Genomic DNA, 17,521 nt, shown 5'->3' with positions numbered 1-17,521 from the left:
TGATCGTCGTCGGCGGTCACAAACTCGCATGTCCGCCGGAAGAACCGTGACCACCGTCGCCACGGGACGTGGAGGCCAGCCCGGCCTCGTCGAACGACGAGACCTCGACCAGCTCGACCAACTCGACCCGCTGCACCAGCAACTGGGCAATTCGGTCGCCGCGATGCACCACAATCGGGGTGGCCGGGTCCAGGTTGATCAGCGCGACCTTAATCTCGCCACGATAACCCGCGTCGATGGTGCCAGGACTATTGACGATCGAAAGCCCCACCCGCGCGGCCAATCCCGAGCGCGGATGGACCAGCCCGACCATGCCGAACGGGATGGCGACCGCGACGCCCGTCCGCACCAGGGCGCGCCGCCCGGGTGCCAGCTCGACGTCTTCGGCGCTGTAGAGATCAACGCCGGCGTCGCCGTCATGAGCGCGGCTGGGCAGCGGGAGCCCGGGGTCAAGGCGAACAATCGCCAGAGTGGTCGACACGGGGCCACAGACTACCCTTGACCGCGTGTCTGGGACGCGGGTTGCGCCGCACATCGTGCGATATCGCGAGCGATTGTGGGTGCCCTGGTGGTGGTGGCCGTTGAGTTTCGCACTGGCGGCGCTCATCTCGTACGAAGTGAACCTGGGTATTGCAGCCCTACCCAACTGGGTACCGTTCGCAACGCTGTTCACAGTCGCAGCTGGGGCGCTGTTGTGGCTCGGCCGGGTCGAGATCCGGGTCACCGCCGGCGCAGCAGACGGGGCTGGAGTCGAACTTTGGGCCGGACAAGCGCATCTGCCCATCACCGTGATCGCTCGGTCCGCCGAAATCCCGGCCACGGCCAAATCTGCGGCGCTGGGCCGCCAACTCGATCCGGCGGCCTTTGTCCTGCATCGGGCCTGGGTCAGGGCCATGATTCTGGTTGTCCTCGACGACCCCGACGATCCCACGCCGTACTGGCTGGTGAGCTGCCGCCGCCCGGAGCGGGTGTTGTCGGCATTGCGCAGCTGACCAATCAGGCCGCGCAGTCGGTACAGATCATCACGCCGTTCTTCTCGCTGGCCAGCCGGCTGCGGTGTTGCACCAAAAAGCAGCTCGAGCAGGTGAACTCGTCAGCCTGCTTGGGTACGACGCGCACCGACAGCTCCTCGCCGGACAAATCGGCGCCGGGCAGTTCGAAAGACTCAGCGGATTCGGATTCGTCCACGTCGACCACGGCCGACGCCGCCTCGTTTCGTCGTGCTTTGAGCTCCTCCAACGAATCCTCCGAGACGTCGTCAGTCTCGGTGCGCCGTGGAGCGTCATAGTCGGTAGGCATTCTTGTCCCCTCACGTGCCCTCGTACTTCAAGCAACGCTTTGTACCAGCGTCGAACGCATCCACCAAACGATTCGTGCCCATATCTAGGCCCATTCAAGTATGATTTGCATCACATATCCACATTGAACCTCGTGATCGCCCCTCAGCGGTGCGTTTTGAGCGCGACTGGCATGACGGCCCGCCTCCTCAACGCGCCGCACCGGCACCCATCGTCGGCGGACTAACCCGACGGCCCGCCTCCTCAACGCGCCGCACCGGCACGCATCGTCGGCGGACTAACCCGACGGCCCGCCTCCTCAACGCGCCGCACCGGCACCCATCGTCGGCGGACTAAAGTACACATGTGGTCGCACAAATCACCGAGGGTACCGGTTTCGACAAGCACGGTCGGCCCTTTCGGCGACGCAATCCCCGACCCGCCATCGTCGTGGTGGCCTTCCTGGTGGTGGTGACGGGTGTGGTGTGGACCCTTGCCCTGACCCGGCCCGCGGATGTCGGCGCGCCCGCGGTCTGCAACCCGCCTCCGCAACTGGCGGGGTCGGCACCGACCAACCTCGGTGAGCAAGTGTCACGCACGGATATGACCGAGATCGCACCCACCAAACTCATCGATACCAAAATCCACGTCCTCAACGCCAGTGGCAGGGGCGGTCAAGCCGCTGACATCGCCGACGCGCTGCAGGATCTGGGCTTCGCGCAGCCGACCGCCGCCAATGACCCGATCTATGCCGGCACCCGCCTGGACTGCCAAGGCCAGATCCGCTTCGGCACCGCGGGGCAGGCCACCGCGGCCGCGGTATGGCTGGTAGCACCGTGCACCGAGCTGTTCCGCGACAACCGCGCCGACGACTCCGTCGACCTTGCGCTTGGCACGGACTTCACCACGTTGGCGCACAACGACGACATCGACGCCGTGCTCGCCACCCTGCGACCCGGCGCCACCGAGCCGTCGGATCCCGCGCTGCTGGCAAAGATCCACGCCAGCAGTTGCTAACCGGCGCCGGACGGCTCAGTCCGGGATCGGCTCCAAACCGTTGAATCGCTCTAGCGCCGCCATCAGCTCGTCGGCGATTCCGGGCGCGGCGGCCACCACCACCATCCCTGCGCCACCCACCTCCGGCGTTGACAACACCACCCGGGCCCCCGCCTCGGCAGCGATCAACGCACCCGCCGCGCAGTCCCACACCTGCACCGCTCGCTCGTAGTAGGCGTCCAGCCGGCCCGCCGCCACCATGCACAAGTCCAGCGCCGCAGAACCGATCCGACGCACGTCCCGGACCAACGGCACAACCTGAGCCAGCAGCGCGGCCTGCCGCTCGCGGCAGCGCACTGAGTACCCGAAACCGGTACCCAGCAACGCCATCGACAACTCCTCGACACCGGTGCACCGCAACACGTGTGTCCCCCGCTCGTCGGTGACGTGGGCGCCGAGGCCCGTCGCCGCCGAATACACCGTGTCCGCGACCACGTCGGCGACCGCGCCCGCCACCGACACGCCACCGACCTGCGCCCCGACCGATACCGCGTACGCCGGGATGCCGTAGAGAAAATTCACCGTGCCGTCGATCGGGTCGAGCACCCAGGTGACCCGGTCGGCGGGCGTAGCCGTCACGTCGGCGGGCCCACCACCCTCCTCCCCCAGAATCGGGTCACCGGGACGAAGGTGAGCCAGCCGATCACGCAACAGCCGCTCGGTGTCGGTGTCGATCACGGTCACCGGATCGGTCGGGGAGCTCTTGGCTCGCACGGCGCCGTTGCCGGCGGCTCGGCTGGTAGCGCCGAAGACCTCGGCGCGGCGACAGCGCACGAACGCAGCCGCCTCGGCGACGAGCGTTTCGGCCACCGAGCGCAGCCGCGCCGGCTCATTGTCGGGTCGTGTCACGGACCTATCGCATCACAGTTGTTCAAGCGCCTCCCCGCTGCCGCCAGGCTAGGGTAAGCGCACGTCCAAGTCTCGCCGAGGAGATTCGATGACCGCCCCCGATACACCCGACACCGCCATCGACACGGCAGGCGCGATGCCGCAGCGCCGTGGCTTCGGCATCGACGTCGGCGGCAGCGGCATCAAGGGCGGAATCGTCGACCTGGACACCGGTCAGCTGATCGGCGACCGGATCAAGCTCCTAACGCCGCAACCGGCCACACCGTCCGCAGTCAGCAAGACCATCGCGGAGGTGGTCAACGGCTTCGGCTGGCGGGGTCCGCTGGGGGTGACCTATCCGGGCGTCGTCACCCACGGCGTCGTCCGGACCGCGGCCAACGTGGATGAGTCTTGGATTGGGACCAACGCGCGCGACGTCATCGGCGCCGAGCTGAACAGTCAGCAGGTCACGATCCTCAACGATGCCGATGCCGCCGGGCTCGCCGAAGCACGCTATGGGGCCGGCAAGAACAACCCCGGGTTGGTGGTACTCCTCACGTTCGGAACCGGAATCGGGTCCGCGGTCATCCATCAGGGGACGTTGATACCCAACACCGAGTTCGGACATCTTGAGGTCGGCGGGAAGGAGGCGGAGGAACGGGCTGCATCCTCGGTCAAGGAAAGGAACAACTGGACCTATCAAAAATGGGCCAAACAGGTGACACGAGTGCTTGTCGCCATCGAGAACGCGATCTGGCCCGACCTGTTCATCGTCGGCGGCGGCATCAGCCGCAAGGCCGACAAATGGGTGCCGCTGCTGGAAAACCGCACCCCAGTGGTACCCGCGGCACTGCAGAACACCGCCGGGATAGTCGGTGCGGCGATGGCTTCCGTCGCGGCTCTGACGCACTGAATTTTGCCCGCTCGGGCAGTCCTAGTGCGCGGTGAAGTTACAATGGTCAGCGGCGGCCGCCCGACCGATAGCGCGCGAGTACTCACGCTGATATCAACGCCGACATTCGACATAACAGACACTTTCGGTTACGCACGCCCAGACCCAACCGGAAGTGAGTAACGACCGAAGGGGTGTATGTGGCAGCGACTAAGGCAAGCCCGGCGACCGACGAGCCGGTGAAACGCACCGCCACTAAGTCTCCCGCATCTTCGGCGCCTGCCGCGTCTTCGGCGTCCGGGACCAAGAAAACCGCGGCGAAGTCTGCCAATGGCGCACCCCCCGCCAAGCGCGCCGCTAAGACGGCAGCCCGCGCCGCCAAATCCACCTCGACACCCGAGGACACCGCGCCAAGCGATACCCCGAAGAAAAAGACCCGCACCGCGGCCAAATCCGCTTCGGCAAAGACACCGTCGGCGCGTGGCCACGCGGCGAAATCACCGGCGCCCAAAGGCGCCCAGGACGAGGTGGCCTCGGACGGCGCCGAGGATCTCGACGCTGAACCAGACCTTGACGTCGAGCCCGGCGAGGACCTCGACCTTGACACCGCCGACCTCAACCTCGACGACCTCGAAGACGACGTGGCGCCCGACGCCGACGACGAACTCGACTCGGGCGACCACGAGGACGGCGAGGATGGCGAGGCTGAGGCGGCCGTAACACCCGGCCAGGCCCCCGCCGACGACGAGGGGATAGCTGAGCCCACCGAAAAGGACAAGGCGTCCGGCGATTTCGTGTGGGACGAAGACGAATCGGAGGCGTTGCGTCAAGCCCGCAAGGACGCCGAGCTCACCGCGTCCGCCGACTCGGTTCGCGCCTACCTCAAACAGATCGGTAAGGTGGCGCTGCTCAACGCCGAGGAAGAGGTCGAGCTGGCCAAGCGGATCGAGGCTGGCCTGTACGCGACGCAACTGATGACGGAGCTGAGCGAGCGCGGTGAGAAGCTGCCCGCCGCCCAGCGCCGCGACATGATGTGGATCTGTCGCGATGGCGACCGCGCGAAAAATCATCTGTTGGAAGCCAACCTGCGGCTGGTGGTTTCGCTGGCCAAGCGCTACACCGGCCGAGGGATGGCGTTTCTCGACCTGATCCAGGAAGGCAACCTGGGTTTGATCCGCGCGGTCGAGAAGTTCGACTACACCAAGGGGTACAAATTCTCCACGTACGCGACGTGGTGGATTCGCCAGGCCATCACCCGCGCCATGGCCGATCAGGCCCGCACCATCCGCATCCCGGTGCACATGGTCGAGGTGATCAACAAGCTGGGTCGCATTCAACGCGAGCTGCTGCAGGACCTGGGCCGCGAGCCCACGCCCGAGGAGCTGGCCAAAGAGATGGACATCACGCCGGAGAAGGTGCTGGAGATCCAGCAGTACGCCCGGGAGCCGATCTCGTTGGACCAGACCATCGGCGACGAAGGCGACAGCCAGCTTGGCGACTTCATCGAGGACAGCGAAGCGGTGGTGGCCGTCGACGCGGTGTCGTTCACGTTGCTGCAAGACCAATTGCAGTCGGTGCTGGATACCCTCTCCGAACGCGAGGCTGGAGTGGTACGGCTGCGCTTCGGCCTTACCGACGGCCAGCCGCGCACCCTTGACGAGATCGGCCAGGTCTACGGCGTGACGCGCGAACGCATCCGCCAGATCGAATCCAAGACGATGTCGAAGCTGCGCCACCCCAGCCGTTCGCAGGTCCTGCGCGACTACCTGGACTGAGCGACACTCCCGGCGGGTGTGTAGGCCGGGCGGCTACCCGGGCGTCCCGGGTGCGCCGTAGAACCGCCCGCCGGCGCCGGGGGCGCCGCCCGTCCAGCCCCGCCGGATCCGCCGGCCCCATCGTCGCCGCGCCCGGCCGGGCTTGGCGGTCGCTAATGTGCAGGTTATCCCCTTGCGGCACAATAAATTCGGATGCGCCGGCGATCTGGCCGTCGTACTGTGACTCCCATGTCAACCCGCCGCACGGTTGTCTCATCCGGATCCGACTTCGAATCGGCTGTCGGCTACTCGCGCGCGGTGCGTATTGGGCCCCTTGTGACGGTGGCCGGAACAACCGGGAGCGGCGATAGTCTGGCCGCTCAGACCCGAGATGCTTTTCGCCGAATAGAGATCGCGCTCCAACAAGCCGGTGCCACCCTGGCCGACGTGGTCCGTACCCGGATCTACGTGACCGACATTTCACGCTGGCGCGAGGTCGGCGAGGTGCACGCCCGGTTGTTCGGTGACATCCGTCCCGCGGCGACGATGGTCGAGGTTTCTGCGCTGATCGCACCCGGCCTGCTGGTGGAAATCGAGGCCGACGCCTACGTGGGGTCCTGGGGAGCCGACGGGAAGGCCCCGTCGCGACCCGGCGGATAGGCACTCGCTTTGAGCACTGCGCGCACCGGCAGTGGGCCGTACAGATGCGGGAAAAGCATCGACTGCGGATCCGTAGGTACGCCCGGCTCCCAACGCACGGGTGAGTCGAGCGCCGCCGGGTCGATGTACAGCAGAACCAGGTCAGTGCGGCCGCGGTAGAGGCGGTTAGCGGGCAGATGCACCTGCTCGAGTGTCGACAGGTGGATGAACCCGGGCTTGCCGGGCTCGGGGCGTATCTCACCGCGGTCTCGCGCACGCGACCACTCCTTCACCCCGCATAGGTGCACCAGCACGGCAGGACGGGGCGTCATTCTCACCAGCCTGCCCGATAGGCGGGCCAAAAAGTCGTGAGAAACGACACACCCGATAGCGGCCGGGGAACACGGCGAAATCCCCGAACGTCTGACAGAGTGATGACACGCCAGAACGGAGAAGCCATGAACGCAACTCTGACCAGTCCCGAGCTGACAAGAGCAGACCGCTGCGACCGCTGTAGCGCGGCAGCCCGGGTGCGTGCCAAGTTGCCCTCCGGAGCCGAGCTTCTTTTCTGCCAGCATCACGCCAACGAGCACGAGGCGAAACTGACCGAGATGTCCGCCGTGCTGGAGGTCAGCGGAAGCGAGTAAGCCGAACTCGCCCGTCCACAAATGCCGGTGGCGTGCGTAGTTTTCGGTAATGCTGGACTGGTATGAGCGACCGGATTCCAAAGCCGTCCCGCCACCACATCTGGCGAATTTCCCGCAGGACTCTGTCCAAGAGCTGGGACGACTCGATCTTCTCGGAGTCAGCCCAGGCGGCGTTTTGGTCGGCCTTGTCTCTGCCGCCGCTGCTGTTGGGAATGCTGGGCAGTCTGGCCTACGTGGCGCCGCTGTTCGGCCCGGACACCTTGCCCGCCATTGAAAAGACCGCGCTCTCGACGGCCCATAGCTTTTTTTCCCGCAGCGTGGTCAACGAGATCATCGAACCCACCATCGTCGACATCACCAACAACGCCCGCGGCGAGGTGGCGTCGCTGGGTTTCTTGATCTCGCTGTGGGCGGGATCCTCGGCGATCTCGGCGTTCGTCGATGCAGTGGTGGAGGCGCACGACCAGACCCCGCTGCGCCACCCGGTCCGGCAGCGCTTCTTTGCCCTGTTCCTATACGTGGTGATGCTGGTGTTCCTGGTGGCGACCGCGCCGGTGATAGTGGTGGGTCCGCGGGCGGTGAGCGAGCACATCCCGGAGGGCTTGGCCAACCTGCTGCGCTACGGCTACTACCCCGCGCTCGTTCTCGGTCTGACCGTCGGGGTCATCATCCTGTACCGGGTGGCGCTACCGGTGCCACTGCCGACTCATCGGCTGGTCCTTGGCGCGGTGCTGGCGATGACGGTCTTCCTGATCGCCACCCTGGGCCTGCGGGTCTACCTCACGTGGATCACCCGCACCGGCTACACCTACGGCGCGCTGGCCACACCGATCGCCTTCCTGTTGTTCGCATTCTTCGGCGGCTTTGCGATCATGCTCGGCGCCGAACTCAATGCCGCCGTCCAGGAAGAGTGGCCGGCGCCGGCGACGCATGCCCACCGGCTGCGCAACTGGCTGATTGCACGCTTAGGTATCGGCACGCCGACACATTCTTCGACGGCTCAACAGAACGCTGTCGCCGCAGAACCGCCGACCTAGTCAGTCCCTCTTGAGCCGCTCGTAGATCTGCTTGCAATCCGGACAGACCGGCGAGCCCGGCTTGGGCGCGCGGGTAACCGGAAACACCTCACCGCACAGCGCAACCACATGGCTGCCCATAACCGCGCTCTCAGCGATCTTGTCCTTCTTGACGTAGTGGAAGTACTTCGGTATGTCGCTGCCGGTCCCGTCGTCGACGCGTTCGTCGGCGTCGGTGCGTTCGATCGTCTGGGTCTGCATACCTGACATTGTGCCCCCCGGCTCGACCGGAAAGCTCGCTACTCCGGAATCGACTGCGTGTGGGACAGTGGAGTAATGAAGCACGGCTTGCGGCTGGGTATCGGTGGCAAGTTCGAGGACACGGTCGACGACTTCGACGATTTCGACGACTTCACCGACAAGGGCCGGCCGGTACTGATTACCGCTGCGGCGCCCTCCTATGAGGTGGAGCATCGCGCGCGGGTACGCAAGTACCTGACCCTGATGGCGTTCCGGATCCCGGCGCTCATTCTGGCCGCCGTTGCCTACGGCCTCTGGCACAACGGGCTCATCTCACTGCTCATCGTGGCAGTCTCGGTGCCGTTGCCGTGGATGGCCGTTCTGATCGCCAACGACCGACCCCCGCGCCGCGCTGACGAACCCCGACGATTCGATGGCGCCCGCCGGCGCACCCCGCTGTTTCCGACCGCAGAACGGCCCGCGGTCGAGCCTCGGCGACAGCCGGCACCGCAATCGGATCCGCCGGGGTTCGCCGACCACGGTTAGCCGCCGTTCCGGCCAACCGGCCGTACGCCGCACTTCTCAGGACATTCTCAGGTCTTCCGCACATTCCTGCACGTCACAGGGTGTGAGATGGCGGCCGGGCGGGAACTCAAAGTCCAGGTCTGTCGTTGATCCCCATGACAGGACAAGCCAGCCAATCGGGAGGTCGCAATGGCCGAAGCCACCACGAGGGCCACCACAAGCCGGGGTGCCGGGGATCTGGATGCTCAAAGCCCCGCAGCGGACTTGGTGCGCGTCTATCTGAACGGCATCGGCAAGACGGCGTTGCTCAACGCCGCCGGGGAAGTCGAACTGGCCAAGCGCATCGAAGCCGGGCTGTATGCCGAGCATCTGCTGGAGACCCGGAAGCGCCTCGGCGAGAACCGGAAACGCGAGCTGGCAGCGGTGGTGCGCGATGGCGAGGCGGCACGCCGTCACTTGCTGGAAGCGAACCTGCGGTTGGTGGTGTCACTGGCAAAGCGCTACACGGGTCGGGGAATGCCGTTGCTTGACCTCATCCAGGAGGGCAACCTGGGGCTGATTCGCGCGATGGAGAAGTTCGACTACACAAAGGGATTCAAGTTCTCGACGTATGCCACGTGGTGGATCCGTCAGGCCATCACCCGCGGAATGGCGGACCAGAGCCGCACCATCCGTCTGCCCGTCCACCTGGTTGAGCAGGTCAACAAGCTGGCGCGGATCAAGCGGGAGATGCACCAGAATCTGGGCCGCGAAGCCACCGACGAGGAACTCGCCGCCGAATCCGGCATTCCGATCGACAAGATCAACGACCTGCTGGAGCACAGTCGCGACCCGGTGAGCCTGGATATGCCGGTCGGCTCCGAGGAGGAGGCGCCATTGGGCGATTTCATCGAGGACGCCGAAGCCATGTCCGCGGAGAACGCGGTCATCGCCGAGCTGTTGCACACCGACATCCGCAGTGTGCTGGCCACTCTCGACGAGCGTGAACATCAGGTGATCCGGCTCCGCTTCGGCCTGGACGACGGTCAGCCACGCACCCTGGATCAAATCGGCAAGCTGTTCGGCCTGTCTCGCGAACGGGTTCGGCAGATCGAGCGCGACGTGATGGGCAAGCTGCGGCACGGCGAGCGGGCCGATCGGCTAAGGTCCTACGCCAGTTGAGGCTGGACACCTTGAGCTAGGTAGCAGTCAGTGTGCCCGCCGCGTCAGCGGCGGGCACACTGCTGCAGTGGGGGGCGTCGGCGAACCATTTGCGCAGCTGGCCCAGTAGACTCAGCAAGGGAGGGTGCTGAATGAACGAGTTGGTTGATACCACCGAGATGTACCTGCGGACGATCTACGACCTCGAGGAAGAGGGCGTGACGCCACTGCGTGCTCGGATCGCCGAGCGGCTCGAGCAGAGCGGGCCGACAGTCAGCCAGACCGTGTCCCGGATGGAGCGTGATGGGCTGCTCCGGGTGGCAGGCGATCGCCACCTGGAACTTACCGACAAGGGCCGTGCGCTGGCCGTCGCCGTGATGCGCAAGCACCGCCTCGCCGAACGGCTCCTCGTAGATGTCATCGGATTGCCGTGGGAAGAGGTGCACGCCGAGGCATGCCGGTGGGAGCACGTGATGAGCGAGGACGTCGAGCGCCGGCTGGTTCAGGTGCTCAACAACCCGACCACGTCCCCGTTCGGCAACCCGATCCCGGGCCTGGTGGAACTCGGCGTGGGCCAAGAGACCGGCACCGACGGCGTCAACCTTGTCCGGTTGACCGAGCTGCCGGCCGGTTCGCCGGTCGCGGTCGTCGTCCGCCAACTCACCGAGCATGTTCAGGGCGACATCGATCTGATCACGCGGCTCAAAGACGCCGGCGTGGTGCCCAACGCACGAGTGAGGGTCGAGACCAGCCCCGGCGGTGGGGTGACCATCGTCATCCCGGGTCACGAGAACGTCACCCTGCCACACGAGATGGCCCACGCGGTCAAGGTCGAAAAGGTCTGACCTAGCCCGCGCGCCGACCGAACACCCGTCGCGGCGGTAACCGCACACCGAGTTGTTCAGCCCGCCGATAGCCGGTGACCGCGAGGTCACGGATGTACTCAGGGCGCAGACCAGACTGCAGTGCAGTGTCCAGCATGCGCGCCATCCGATGCCCCGGCTCGCAGCACAGCGCGGCCTGCAGCGAAACGCCGGCCAGCGGCCCGTCACCGCGGGCGTAGGCGCTGAACGCGAGCAACACCAGCGCCTCCACCCGCCACGGCTCGGCCAGCACGCGGGCCAGTAACGCCCACAGTGACTCGGCCGCATCGGCCTTTTCGCCAACGGCGAGGGCATACAGCGTGTCGCGGACCTGAGCGTCGCGCAGTGCGCAACCGAGCCCCGCCAGCTCCACGTCGGACAACGATTGCCCGTCGGTGACACGGGCGGCGGCGGCCATCGCGCTTTCCACGTCCCGGCGACTGCAACCGACGGGGTCGCCACGGTGTGCGATCTCTCGGGCGGCCGCTTGTCGTCGTAACGCAACGGCGAGCTCGGCGCTGTGCACCGGGTCGTCAACGGCGATGACGGCCTGCAGGTCGGCGCGCCGCGGGTAGAGCTGCCTGCCGTCCAGCACCGCCGCCACCGCCAGCGGCGACGCCGACGGATCGTCGATCACGCCGCTGCAGCCGCAGCCGTCCACGCAGTGCCAACGCCCGCCAGCGGCTACCCGGTCGACCACGTGCGCTGCCCACAACACGATGTCATGCTGCGACAACGCCGCGGAGAGCGCCGCGCAGAGCTGCCGGTATTCCTCGCCGCATCGCGGACACTGCGCTCCGTCCCCGTCGACGATCACCGCGACCGCCGCCTCGGGGCCCGCCGCGGCGGCAACCTCGGCTAGATGCCCAACCCGATCAGCGAGTTCATCACAGAGGTCGACACGCATCACCGACCCCAGTTGCCCCCCTTCCAACGACACCAGAACCAGCGATTCTTCCGGCACGAAGCCGAGGATGGCCGGTAGCGCGGCGATCAGTGTTCCGGGGCGGTGGAGTTCAAAGTCTCCTCGATGCTTCGTCATGGATCTCAACGCTGAGGCCCGGCACCGTCAGCCGGCGCCCGCGCGGCGCGATTGAGCGGCCTCGTGTGGACGAAGGCGTGACTGTGCGCTCTACTGTCATCTCATGGGGTCGATGCGTGAATACGACATCGTGGTGATTGGGTCAGGCCCAGGCGGCCAGAAGGCCGCCATCGCGTCGGCCAAGCTCGGCAAGTCCGTCGCGATTATCGAACGCGGCCGAATGCTCGGTGGCGTCTGCGTCAACACCGGCACGATCCCATCCAAGACGTTGCGCGAGGCCGTGCTCTACCTCACCGGGATGAGCCAGCGCGAGCTGTACGGCGCAAGCTACCGGGTGAAGGACCGGATCACCCCGGCCGACCTGCTGGCGCGGACTCAACACGTGATCGGCAAGGAAGTCGACGTCGTGCGCAACCAGTTGATGCGCAACCGAGTCGATTTGATCGTCGGCCATGGCCGGTTCATCGACCCACACACCATCCTCGTCGAGGATCAGACCCGCCGGGAGAAGACCACCGTCACCGGCGACTACATCGTCATCGCCACCGGCACCAGGCCGGCACGGCCGTCCGGAGTCGAATTCGACGAGGAACGGGTGCTCGACTCCGACGGGATCCTCGATCTCAAGTCGCTCCCGTCCTCGATGGTCGTGGTCGGCGCGGGCGTGATCGGTATCGAGTACGCCTCCATGTTTGCCGCGTTGGGCACCAAGGTCACCGTCGTGGAGAAGCGGGACAACATGTTGGACTTCTGCGACCCCGAGGTCGTCGAGGCACTCAAATTTCACCTGCGCGACTTGGCGGTGACATTCCGGTTCGGCGAGGAGGTGACCGCGGTCGACGTAGGCGCTGCGGGCACCGTCACCACCCTGGCCAGCGGCAAACAGATTCCAGCCGAGACGGTGATGTACTCCGCGGGACGCCAGGGACAAACCGATCACCTTGACCTGCATAATGCCGGACTCGAGGTTGAGGGGCGTGGGCGGATCTTCGTCGACGACAGCTTCCAAACCAAGGTGGACCATATCTACGCAGTCGGCGACGTCATCGGCTTCCCGGCGTTGGCCGCGACGTCGATGGAACAGGGCCGGCTGGCGGCCTACCACGCCTTCGGCGAACCAACCGACGGAATCACCGACCTTCAGCCGATCGGCATTTACTCGATCCCCGAGGTGTCCTACGTCGGTGCCACCGAGGTGGAGCTGACCAAGAACTCCATCCCGTACGAAGTGGGCGTGGCCCGGTACCGGGAGCTAGCCCGCGGCCAGATCGCAGGCGACTCCTACGGCATGCTCAAAATGCTGGTGTCCACCGAAGATCTCACGCTGCTCGGCGTGCATATCTTCGGCACCAGCGCCACCGAGATGGTGCACATCGGACAGGCCGTGATGGGATGCGGGGGCACCGTCGAATACCTGGTCGACGCGGTGTTCAACTACCCCACCTTCTCCGAGGCCTACAAGAACGCGGCGCTGGACGTGATGAACAAGATGCGCGCGCTCAACGAGTTCCGCCGCTGATCGGGCCCCAACGGGCAAGCGGATGTGAATCTGTCCCGGCGCGCAAGTAGGCTTGCCAGCAAATTCGCCGCCGCCCACGATCGGCCGGCGTCGAATGCGGTCCGCCGCTTTCGCGTTTCGCAACACAATGGCACCCAGGGTCGCTGTTCAATCATTAGTGCCCGCTGATTTGAGGGACACTGGTTACGGCAGCCCGGCGAGTACCCGGAGAGGAGGCAGCACCCATGGCTCGCGATCAAGGCGCGGACGAGGCGCGAGAATACGAGCCGGGGCAGCCCGGCATGTACGAGCTCGAGTTCCCGGCGCCCCAGCTGTCGACGCCCGACGGCCGTGGTCCGGTGTTGGTGCACGCCTTGGAGGGCTTCTCCGACGCCGGTCATGCAATCCGGCTGGCCGCCGCCCACCTCAGGGCGGCCCTGGACACAGAGCTGGTCGCGTCGTTCGCCATCGATGAACTTCTGGACTATCGCTCGCGACGGCCATTGATGACCTTCAAGACCGATCACTTCACCCACTACGAAGATCCAGAGTTGAGCCTCTACGCGCTGCGCGACAGCATCGGGAACCCGTTTCTGCTGCTGGCCGGCATGGAGCCGGATCTGAAGTGGGAGCGTTTCATCACCGCGGTCCGACTGCTGGCCGAGCGCCTGGGGGTACGGCAGACCATCGGCCTGGGCACCGTCCCGATGGCCGTTCCGCACACCCGACCGATCACGATGACCGCACACTCCAACAACAGGGACCTCATCACGGATTTCCAGCCGTGGATTTCCGAAATCCAGGTCCCAGGTAGCGCCTCCAACCTGCTGGAATACCGGATGGCCCAGCACGGTCACGAGGTCGTCGGGTTCACCGTGCACGTCCCGCACTATCTGACGCAGACCGACTACCCCGCGGCCGCCCAGGCACTGCTCGAGCAGGTCGCCAAGACCGGCTCCCTGCAGCTACCGCTGGCCGCGCTGACCGAAGCGGCGGCAGAGATCCGCGCAAAGATCGACGAGCAAGTCCAGGCGAGCGCCGAAGTGGCTCAAGTGGTGGCGGCCCTCGAGCGCCAGTACGATGCCTTCATCGACGCTCAGGAGAACAGGTCGTTACTAGCACGCGACGAAGATCTGCCGAGCGGCGACGAGCTTGGCGCCGAGTTTGAGCGGTTCCTAGCCCAGCAGGCAGAGAAGAAGTTTGACGACGACGACCCGACTTGATCCCTCAAGCGTCCCTATCGGCCCGACAACGAGGTTGGCGAGATGACCGAGCGGAAGCGAAATCTTCGCCCGGTGCGCGAAGTGGCACCGCCTTCGCTGCAGTTCCGCACCATTCACGGTTATCGGCGCGCGTTCCGGATCGCCGGCTCGGGGCCGGCGATTCTGCTTATCCACGGCATTGGTGACAATTCCACCACCTGGAATGGGGTACAGGCCAAGCTGGCCCAGCGGTTCACCGTCATCGCCCCGGATCTCCTCGGCCACGGGCAATCCGACAAGCCACGCGCCGACTATTCGGTCGCTGCGTACGCCAACGGCATGCGCGACCTACTCAGTGTGCTCGACATCGAGCGCGTGACCATCGTGGGTCACTCGCTGGGCGGCGGGGTGGCAATGCAATTCGCCTACCAGTTCCCTCAGCTGGTCGACCGGTTGATCCTGGTCGGCGCCGGGGGCGTCACCAAGGATGTCAACGTGGTCTTCCGGTTGGCCTCGTTGCCGATGGGCAGCGAGGCCATGGCCGTGCTGCGGTTGCCGTTGGTGCTGCCGGCGGTCCAGATCGCCGGGCGGATCGTGGGTAAGGTCATCGGCACGACCAGCCTGGGGCACGATCTGCCCAACGTGCTGCGTATCCTGGACGACCTGCCGGAACCGACGGCATCAGCGGCGTTCGGCCGCACGTTGCGGGCTGTGGTGGACTGGCGGGGGCAGATGGTCACCATGCTGGACCGATGTTACTTGACCCAAGCAATCCCGGTGCAGATCATTTGGGGGACAAAAGATGTGGTGTTGCCCGTCCGTCACGCTCACATGGCGCATGCCGCCATGCCAGGCTCGCGGCTAGAGATCTTCGAGGGTTCGGGGCACTTCCCATTTCACGACGACCCCACTCGTTTCATCGACGTCGTGCAGCGCTTCATCGACACCTCTGAGCCCGCCGAATACGACCAGGCCGCGCTTCGCGCATTGCTGCGCGCGGGTGGCGGCGAACGAACCGTCACCGGCTCGGACGATACCCGTGTCGCCGTGCTGAACGCCATGGGATCCGACGAACGCAGCGCTACCTGATCGGCCACCGGGTGTGTCGGGGCTCCCGCCCGGGTCGTACAGTCGGGCCATGGCTATTGAGGTGACGGTGTTGCGCGTTTTCACCGATTCAGATGGGAATTTTGGGAATCCGCTCGGTGTGGTCGACGCCAGCAAGGTCGGACCGGCCGACCGGCAGCAACTAGCAGCCCAATTGGGTTACAGCGAAACCATATTCGTAGATCTTCCCGCCGCCGGCTCGACCACCGCGCACGCCACCATCTACACGCCAAGCACCGAGATCCCGTTCGCCGGCCATCCCACCGTCGGGCTTTCCTGGTGGCTGCGCGAGAATGGCACGCCGATCAACACGCTGCAGGTGCCGGCCGGCATTGTCCAGGTGAGCTACCAGAGCGATCTCACCGCCATCAGCGCCCGCTCGGAATGGGCGCCCGAGCTCGCAATCCACGACCTCGACTCGGTCGACGTCCTTGCCGCCGCCGACCCCGCCGATTTTCCCGACGACACCGCGCACTACCTATGGACCTGGACCGACCAGTCGGCTAGCTCGATACGCGCCCGAGTGTTCGCCGCCAACCTGGGTGTCGTCGAAGACGAAGCGACCGGTTCCGCGGCTATTCGGATCACCGACTACCTCAGCCGCGACCTCACCATTACCCAGGGCAAGGGATCGCTGATCCAAACCACCTGGAGTCCCGAGGGCTGGGTTAGGGTGGCCGGCCGCGCCGTCAGTGACGGTGTGGCACAAGTCGACTGACGCGGGGGTCAGCGCTGTCGGCGCAACACGGCGGCGAGGTGATCCTGCAGGGGTTGCCCGACTGCACCCATTCGCACCGAGTACGAGAGCTCGTCGCCGTCGACACGGAAGGAACGGTCAAGCGCGGTCACCTCTTTGGCGGTCGGAGCCAGCCCGATCGCCCCGGTCGGACTTGTCGACATTTCGAGTTTGATGACGTCACCGGTGACCGAATACGTTCCAACCTCGATTTCGGTGATGCCGCTTGGATGGGCGAGAACGAGTTCAACGCGACCCGGTTCGCAAACACGCAGATACCCGGTCTCGGCATGCAACGGAGCGCCGTCGGCTACCGCCCTGGTCCGCTGCGCGTACGTCAGAAACGGTTTACCCACATGCGAGAACGCAACTTCCTCGAGGTATTCGAACGGCTGGATGGTCGGGTACTTGCCCGCACCGCGACCCGCCCAATTACCCAGCAGAGGTGCCAGTGCCGCGAGATCGGGGTGCAGGTCGACAGGCATGCAGGAAGCCTAGCGTTGCGCGACAGGTCAGCTCGGGGCTGACAAGTTGCGGTGCGCGCGCAGCGCCTCAATCTCGCGCTCGAAATCGTCCGCGGAAGAAAACGACCGGTACACCGACGCGAACCGTAGATAGGCCACCTCGTCGAGTTCGCGCAACGGACCCAGGATAGCCAGGCCGACATCGTGACTCGGGACCTCCGGCGACCCCGCGGCGCGCACCGAATCCTCAACCTGCTGGGCCAGCAGGTTCAACGCGTCGTCATCGACCTGGCGCCCCTGGCATGCCCGGCGCACACCGCGGATCAGCTTCTCGCGACTGAAGGGTTCTGTGACACCACTGCGCTTGACTACGGCCAGCACCGCGGTCTCCACGGTAGTGAATCGTCGTCCGCACTCGGGGCACGACCGGCGACGCCGGATAGCCTGGCCTTCATCGGTTTCCCGCGAGTCGATCACGCGCGAATCGGGGTGCCGGCAGAACGGGCAATGCATGGCCGCTCCTTTGCCGTCCTGACATCCGGGTATCGCAGACGACTCCGAGACTACCTGTGCGCTCCGCCGCAGAGCCACCGCA

Annotated in this window: 22 protein-coding genes and 1 pseudogene; 14 read left to right on the top strand and 9 right to left on the bottom strand. The window is 65.8% G+C overall.

The features are described 5' to 3' along the window. Nucleotides 1–16: 16 nt before the first annotated feature. Nucleotides 17–481, bottom strand: a complete 465-nt coding sequence (dut, locus tag AADZ55_RS08710; protein ID WP_085323785.1) for a dUTP diphosphatase — start codon at nt 479–481, stop codon at nt 17–19. A gap of 25 nt (nt 482–506) precedes the next feature. Between dut and AADZ55_RS08705 the strand changes: the two genes are divergently transcribed. After that, entirely contained in the window at nt 507–992 is a 486-nt protein-coding gene (locus AADZ55_RS08705) for a DUF3093 domain-containing protein (RefSeq protein ID WP_085323786.1), read from the top strand. 4 nt (nt 993–996) lie between these two features. On the opposite strand, the gene AADZ55_RS08700 is transcribed toward AADZ55_RS08705, so the two are convergent. Continuing rightward, nucleotides 997–1,299 carry a DUF4193 domain-containing protein gene (locus AADZ55_RS08700; RefSeq protein ID WP_003899437.1) on the bottom strand — a complete coding sequence of 101 codons (303 nt, stop codon included), beginning with the start codon at nt 1,297–1,299 and terminating at the stop codon, nt 997–999. A gap of 344 nt (nt 1,300–1,643) precedes the next feature. Between AADZ55_RS08700 and cei the strand changes: the two genes are divergently transcribed. After that, entirely contained in the window at nt 1,644–2,294 is a 651-nt protein-coding gene (gene cei / locus AADZ55_RS08695) for an envelope integrity protein Cei (protein ID WP_085323787.1), read from the top strand. A gap of 15 nt (nt 2,295–2,309) precedes the next feature. Here the strand turns inward: cei and AADZ55_RS08690 are convergent, their stop codons facing one another. Then, nucleotides 2,310–3,182 (bottom strand): inositol monophosphatase family protein, encoded by an 873-nt coding sequence (locus AADZ55_RS08690; RefSeq protein ID WP_085323788.1) that lies wholly within the window; start codon nt 3,180–3,182, stop codon nt 2,310–2,312. An 88-nt stretch (nt 3,183–3,270) separates the two neighbouring features. On the opposite strand from AADZ55_RS08690, the gene ppgK reads away from it, so the two are divergent. The 3 genes from ppgK (at nt 3,271) to AADZ55_RS08675 (ending at nt 6,467) form a co-directional block, all read left to right on the top strand. Further along, the gene (ppgK, locus tag AADZ55_RS08685) at nt 3,271–4,074 is read left to right on the top strand and encodes a polyphosphate--glucose phosphotransferase (protein WP_085323789.1); all 804 of its coding nucleotides are present in this window, start codon (nt 3,271–3,273) and stop codon (nt 4,072–4,074) included. Between the two features lie 179 nt (nt 4,075–4,253). Then, nucleotides 4,254–5,828, top strand: coding sequence for an RNA polymerase sigma factor (locus tag AADZ55_RS08680; RefSeq protein ID WP_085323964.1), 1,575 nt, complete (start codon nt 4,254–4,256; stop codon nt 5,826–5,828). 228 nt (nt 5,829–6,056) lie between these two features. Continuing rightward, nucleotides 6,057–6,467: a RidA family protein gene (locus tag AADZ55_RS08675; protein WP_085323790.1), complete on the top strand. Its 411-nt coding sequence runs from the start codon at nt 6,057–6,059 to the stop codon at nt 6,465–6,467. On the opposite strand, the gene AADZ55_RS08670 is transcribed toward AADZ55_RS08675, so the two are convergent. Together AADZ55_RS08670 and AADZ55_RS08665 are read right to left on the bottom strand one after the other, a co-directional pair. Next, on the bottom strand, nt 6,413–6,784 hold the full coding sequence (locus AADZ55_RS08670; protein WP_085323791.1) for a DUF952 domain-containing protein: 372 nt from the start codon (nt 6,782–6,784) through the stop codon (nt 6,413–6,415). The genes AADZ55_RS08675 and AADZ55_RS08670 overlap by 55 nt on opposite strands. Further along, nucleotides 6,781–7,024 (bottom strand): annotated as a pseudogene (locus tag AADZ55_RS08665) (hypothetical protein). Before AADZ55_RS08665 ends, AADZ55_RS08670 begins: the two are co-directional and overlap by 4 nt. Between AADZ55_RS08665 and AADZ55_RS23515 the strand changes: the two are divergent. Continuing rightward, nucleotides 6,977–7,093, top strand: coding sequence for a DUF7455 domain-containing protein (locus tag AADZ55_RS23515; protein ID WP_015456423.1), 117 nt, complete (start codon nt 6,977–6,979; stop codon nt 7,091–7,093). The pseudogene AADZ55_RS08665 and the gene AADZ55_RS23515 overlap by 48 nt on opposite strands. A 62-nt stretch (nt 7,094–7,155) precedes the next feature. Next, nucleotides 7,156–8,130: a YihY/virulence factor BrkB family protein gene (locus tag AADZ55_RS08660; protein WP_085323792.1), complete on the top strand. Its 975-nt coding sequence runs from the start codon at nt 7,156–7,158 to the stop codon at nt 8,128–8,130. On the opposite strand, the gene AADZ55_RS08655 is transcribed toward AADZ55_RS08660, so the two are convergent. After that, nucleotides 8,131–8,370 (bottom strand): DUF3039 domain-containing protein, encoded by a 240-nt coding sequence (locus AADZ55_RS08655; protein ID WP_207569024.1) that lies wholly within the window; start codon nt 8,368–8,370, stop codon nt 8,131–8,133. Nucleotides 8,371–8,427: 57 nt separating this feature from the next. On the opposite strand from AADZ55_RS08655, the gene AADZ55_RS08650 reads away from it, so the two are divergent. The 3 genes from AADZ55_RS08650 to ideR all read left to right on the top strand — a co-directional run bounded on the left by AADZ55_RS08650 (nt 8,428) and on the right by ideR (nt 10,859). Further along, nucleotides 8,428–8,895 carry a DUF3099 domain-containing protein gene (locus AADZ55_RS08650; protein WP_085323794.1) on the top strand — a complete coding sequence of 156 codons (468 nt, stop codon included), beginning with the start codon at nt 8,428–8,430 and terminating at the stop codon, nt 8,893–8,895. Between the two features lie 168 nt (nt 8,896–9,063). Continuing rightward, on the top strand, nt 9,064–10,035 hold the full coding sequence (gene sigB, locus AADZ55_RS08645; RefSeq protein WP_085323795.1) for a sigma-70 family RNA polymerase sigma factor SigB: 972 nt from the start codon (nt 9,064–9,066) through the stop codon (nt 10,033–10,035). Nucleotides 10,036–10,166: 131 nt separating this feature from the next. Then, nucleotides 10,167–10,859: an iron-dependent transcriptional regulator IdeR gene (gene ideR, locus AADZ55_RS08640; protein ID WP_085323796.1), complete on the top strand. Its 693-nt coding sequence runs from the start codon at nt 10,167–10,169 to the stop codon at nt 10,857–10,859. Between the two features lies 1 nt (nt 10,860). Here ideR and AADZ55_RS08635 read toward each other — a convergent pair whose 3' ends face one another. Then, on the bottom strand, nt 10,861–11,919 hold the full coding sequence (locus AADZ55_RS08635) for a DUF4192 domain-containing protein (protein WP_085323797.1): 1,059 nt from the start codon (nt 11,917–11,919) through the stop codon (nt 10,861–10,863). 112 nt (nt 11,920–12,031) lie between these two features. Here AADZ55_RS08635 and sthA point away from each other — a divergent pair, with 112 nt between their 5' ends. From sthA to AADZ55_RS08615, 4 genes are all read left to right on the top strand, one after another. Then, nucleotides 12,032–13,438, top strand: coding sequence for a Si-specific NAD(P)(+) transhydrogenase (gene sthA / locus AADZ55_RS08630; protein WP_085323965.1), 1,407 nt, complete (start codon nt 12,032–12,034; stop codon nt 13,436–13,438). 224 nt (nt 13,439–13,662) lie between these two features. After that, a complete protein-coding gene (locus AADZ55_RS08625) occupies nt 13,663–14,640 on the top strand; it encodes a proteasome assembly chaperone family protein (RefSeq protein WP_085323798.1) in 978 nt (325 codons plus the stop codon). Between the two features lie 42 nt (nt 14,641–14,682). Continuing rightward, nucleotides 14,683–15,708, top strand: a complete 1,026-nt coding sequence (locus tag AADZ55_RS08620; RefSeq protein ID WP_085323799.1) for an alpha/beta fold hydrolase — start codon at nt 14,683–14,685, stop codon at nt 15,706–15,708. Between the two features lie 49 nt (nt 15,709–15,757). Then, the gene (locus tag AADZ55_RS08615) at nt 15,758–16,444 is read left to right on the top strand and encodes a PhzF family phenazine biosynthesis protein (protein ID WP_085323800.1); all 687 of its coding nucleotides are present in this window, start codon (nt 15,758–15,760) and stop codon (nt 16,442–16,444) included. Between the two features lie 8 nt (nt 16,445–16,452). On the opposite strand, the gene AADZ55_RS08610 is transcribed toward AADZ55_RS08615, so the two are convergent. Both AADZ55_RS08610 and nrdR read right to left on the bottom strand, forming a co-directional pair. Continuing rightward, nucleotides 16,453–16,947, bottom strand: coding sequence for a peroxynitrite isomerase (locus AADZ55_RS08610; protein WP_085323801.1), 495 nt, complete (start codon nt 16,945–16,947; stop codon nt 16,453–16,455). Between the two features lie 27 nt (nt 16,948–16,974). Beyond that, nucleotides 16,975–17,439: a transcriptional regulator NrdR gene (gene nrdR, locus AADZ55_RS08605; protein WP_085323802.1), complete on the bottom strand. Its 465-nt coding sequence runs from the start codon at nt 17,437–17,439 to the stop codon at nt 16,975–16,977. Nucleotides 17,440–17,521 lie beyond the last annotated feature (82 nt).

The organism is Mycobacterium decipiens (genome assembly GCF_963853665.1).
Classification (GTDB): Bacteria; Actinomycetota; Actinomycetes; order Mycobacteriales; family Mycobacteriaceae; genus Mycobacterium; species Mycobacterium decipiens.
The sequence above is the reverse complement of the archived record's forward strand: the minus strand, read 5'-3'. Positions and strand labels throughout refer to the sequence as shown.

What these genes read in the sequence shown, in the direction of transcription:
- AADZ55_RS08635 (WP_085323797.1), bottom strand. Translation starts at nt 11,919, where the DNA reads ATGACGAAGCATCGAGGAGACTTTGAACTCCACCGCCCCGGAACACTG.
- AADZ55_RS08625 (WP_085323798.1), top strand. Translation starts at nt 13,663, where the DNA reads ATGGCTCGCGATCAAGGCGCGGACGAGGCGCGAGAATACGAGCCGGGG.
- AADZ55_RS08620 (WP_085323799.1), top strand. Translation starts at nt 14,683, where the DNA reads ATGACCGAGCGGAAGCGAAATCTTCGCCCGGTGCGCGAAGTGGCACCG.
- AADZ55_RS08660 (WP_085323792.1), top strand. Translation starts at nt 7,156, where the DNA reads ATGAGCGACCGGATTCCAAAGCCGTCCCGCCACCACATCTGGCGAATT.
- ppgK (WP_085323789.1), top strand. Translation starts at nt 3,271, where the DNA reads ATGACCGCCCCCGATACACCCGACACCGCCATCGACACGGCAGGCGCG.
- ideR (WP_085323796.1), top strand. Translation starts at nt 10,167, where the DNA reads ATGAACGAGTTGGTTGATACCACCGAGATGTACCTGCGGACGATCTAC.
- AADZ55_RS08700 (WP_003899437.1), bottom strand. Translation starts at nt 1,299, where the DNA reads ATGCCTACCGACTATGACGCTCCACGGCGCACCGAGACTGACGACGTC.
- sthA (WP_085323965.1), top strand. Translation starts at nt 12,032, where the DNA reads ATGCGTGAATACGACATCGTGGTGATTGGGTCAGGCCCAGGCGGCCAG.
- AADZ55_RS08610 (WP_085323801.1), bottom strand. Translation starts at nt 16,947, where the DNA reads ATGCCTGTCGACCTGCACCCCGATCTCGCGGCACTGGCACCTCTGCTG.
- AADZ55_RS08675 (WP_085323790.1), top strand. Translation starts at nt 6,057, where the DNA reads ATGTCAACCCGCCGCACGGTTGTCTCATCCGGATCCGACTTCGAATCG.
- sigB (WP_085323795.1), top strand. Translation starts at nt 9,064, where the DNA reads ATGGCCGAAGCCACCACGAGGGCCACCACAAGCCGGGGTGCCGGGGAT.
- AADZ55_RS08655 (WP_207569024.1), bottom strand. Translation starts at nt 8,370, where the DNA reads ATGCAGACCCAGACGATCGAACGCACCGACGCCGACGAACGCGTCGAC.
- AADZ55_RS08615 (WP_085323800.1), top strand. Translation starts at nt 15,758, where the DNA reads ATGGCTATTGAGGTGACGGTGTTGCGCGTTTTCACCGATTCAGATGGG.
- nrdR (WP_085323802.1), bottom strand. Translation starts at nt 17,439, where the DNA reads ATGCATTGCCCGTTCTGCCGGCACCCCGATTCGCGCGTGATCGACTCG.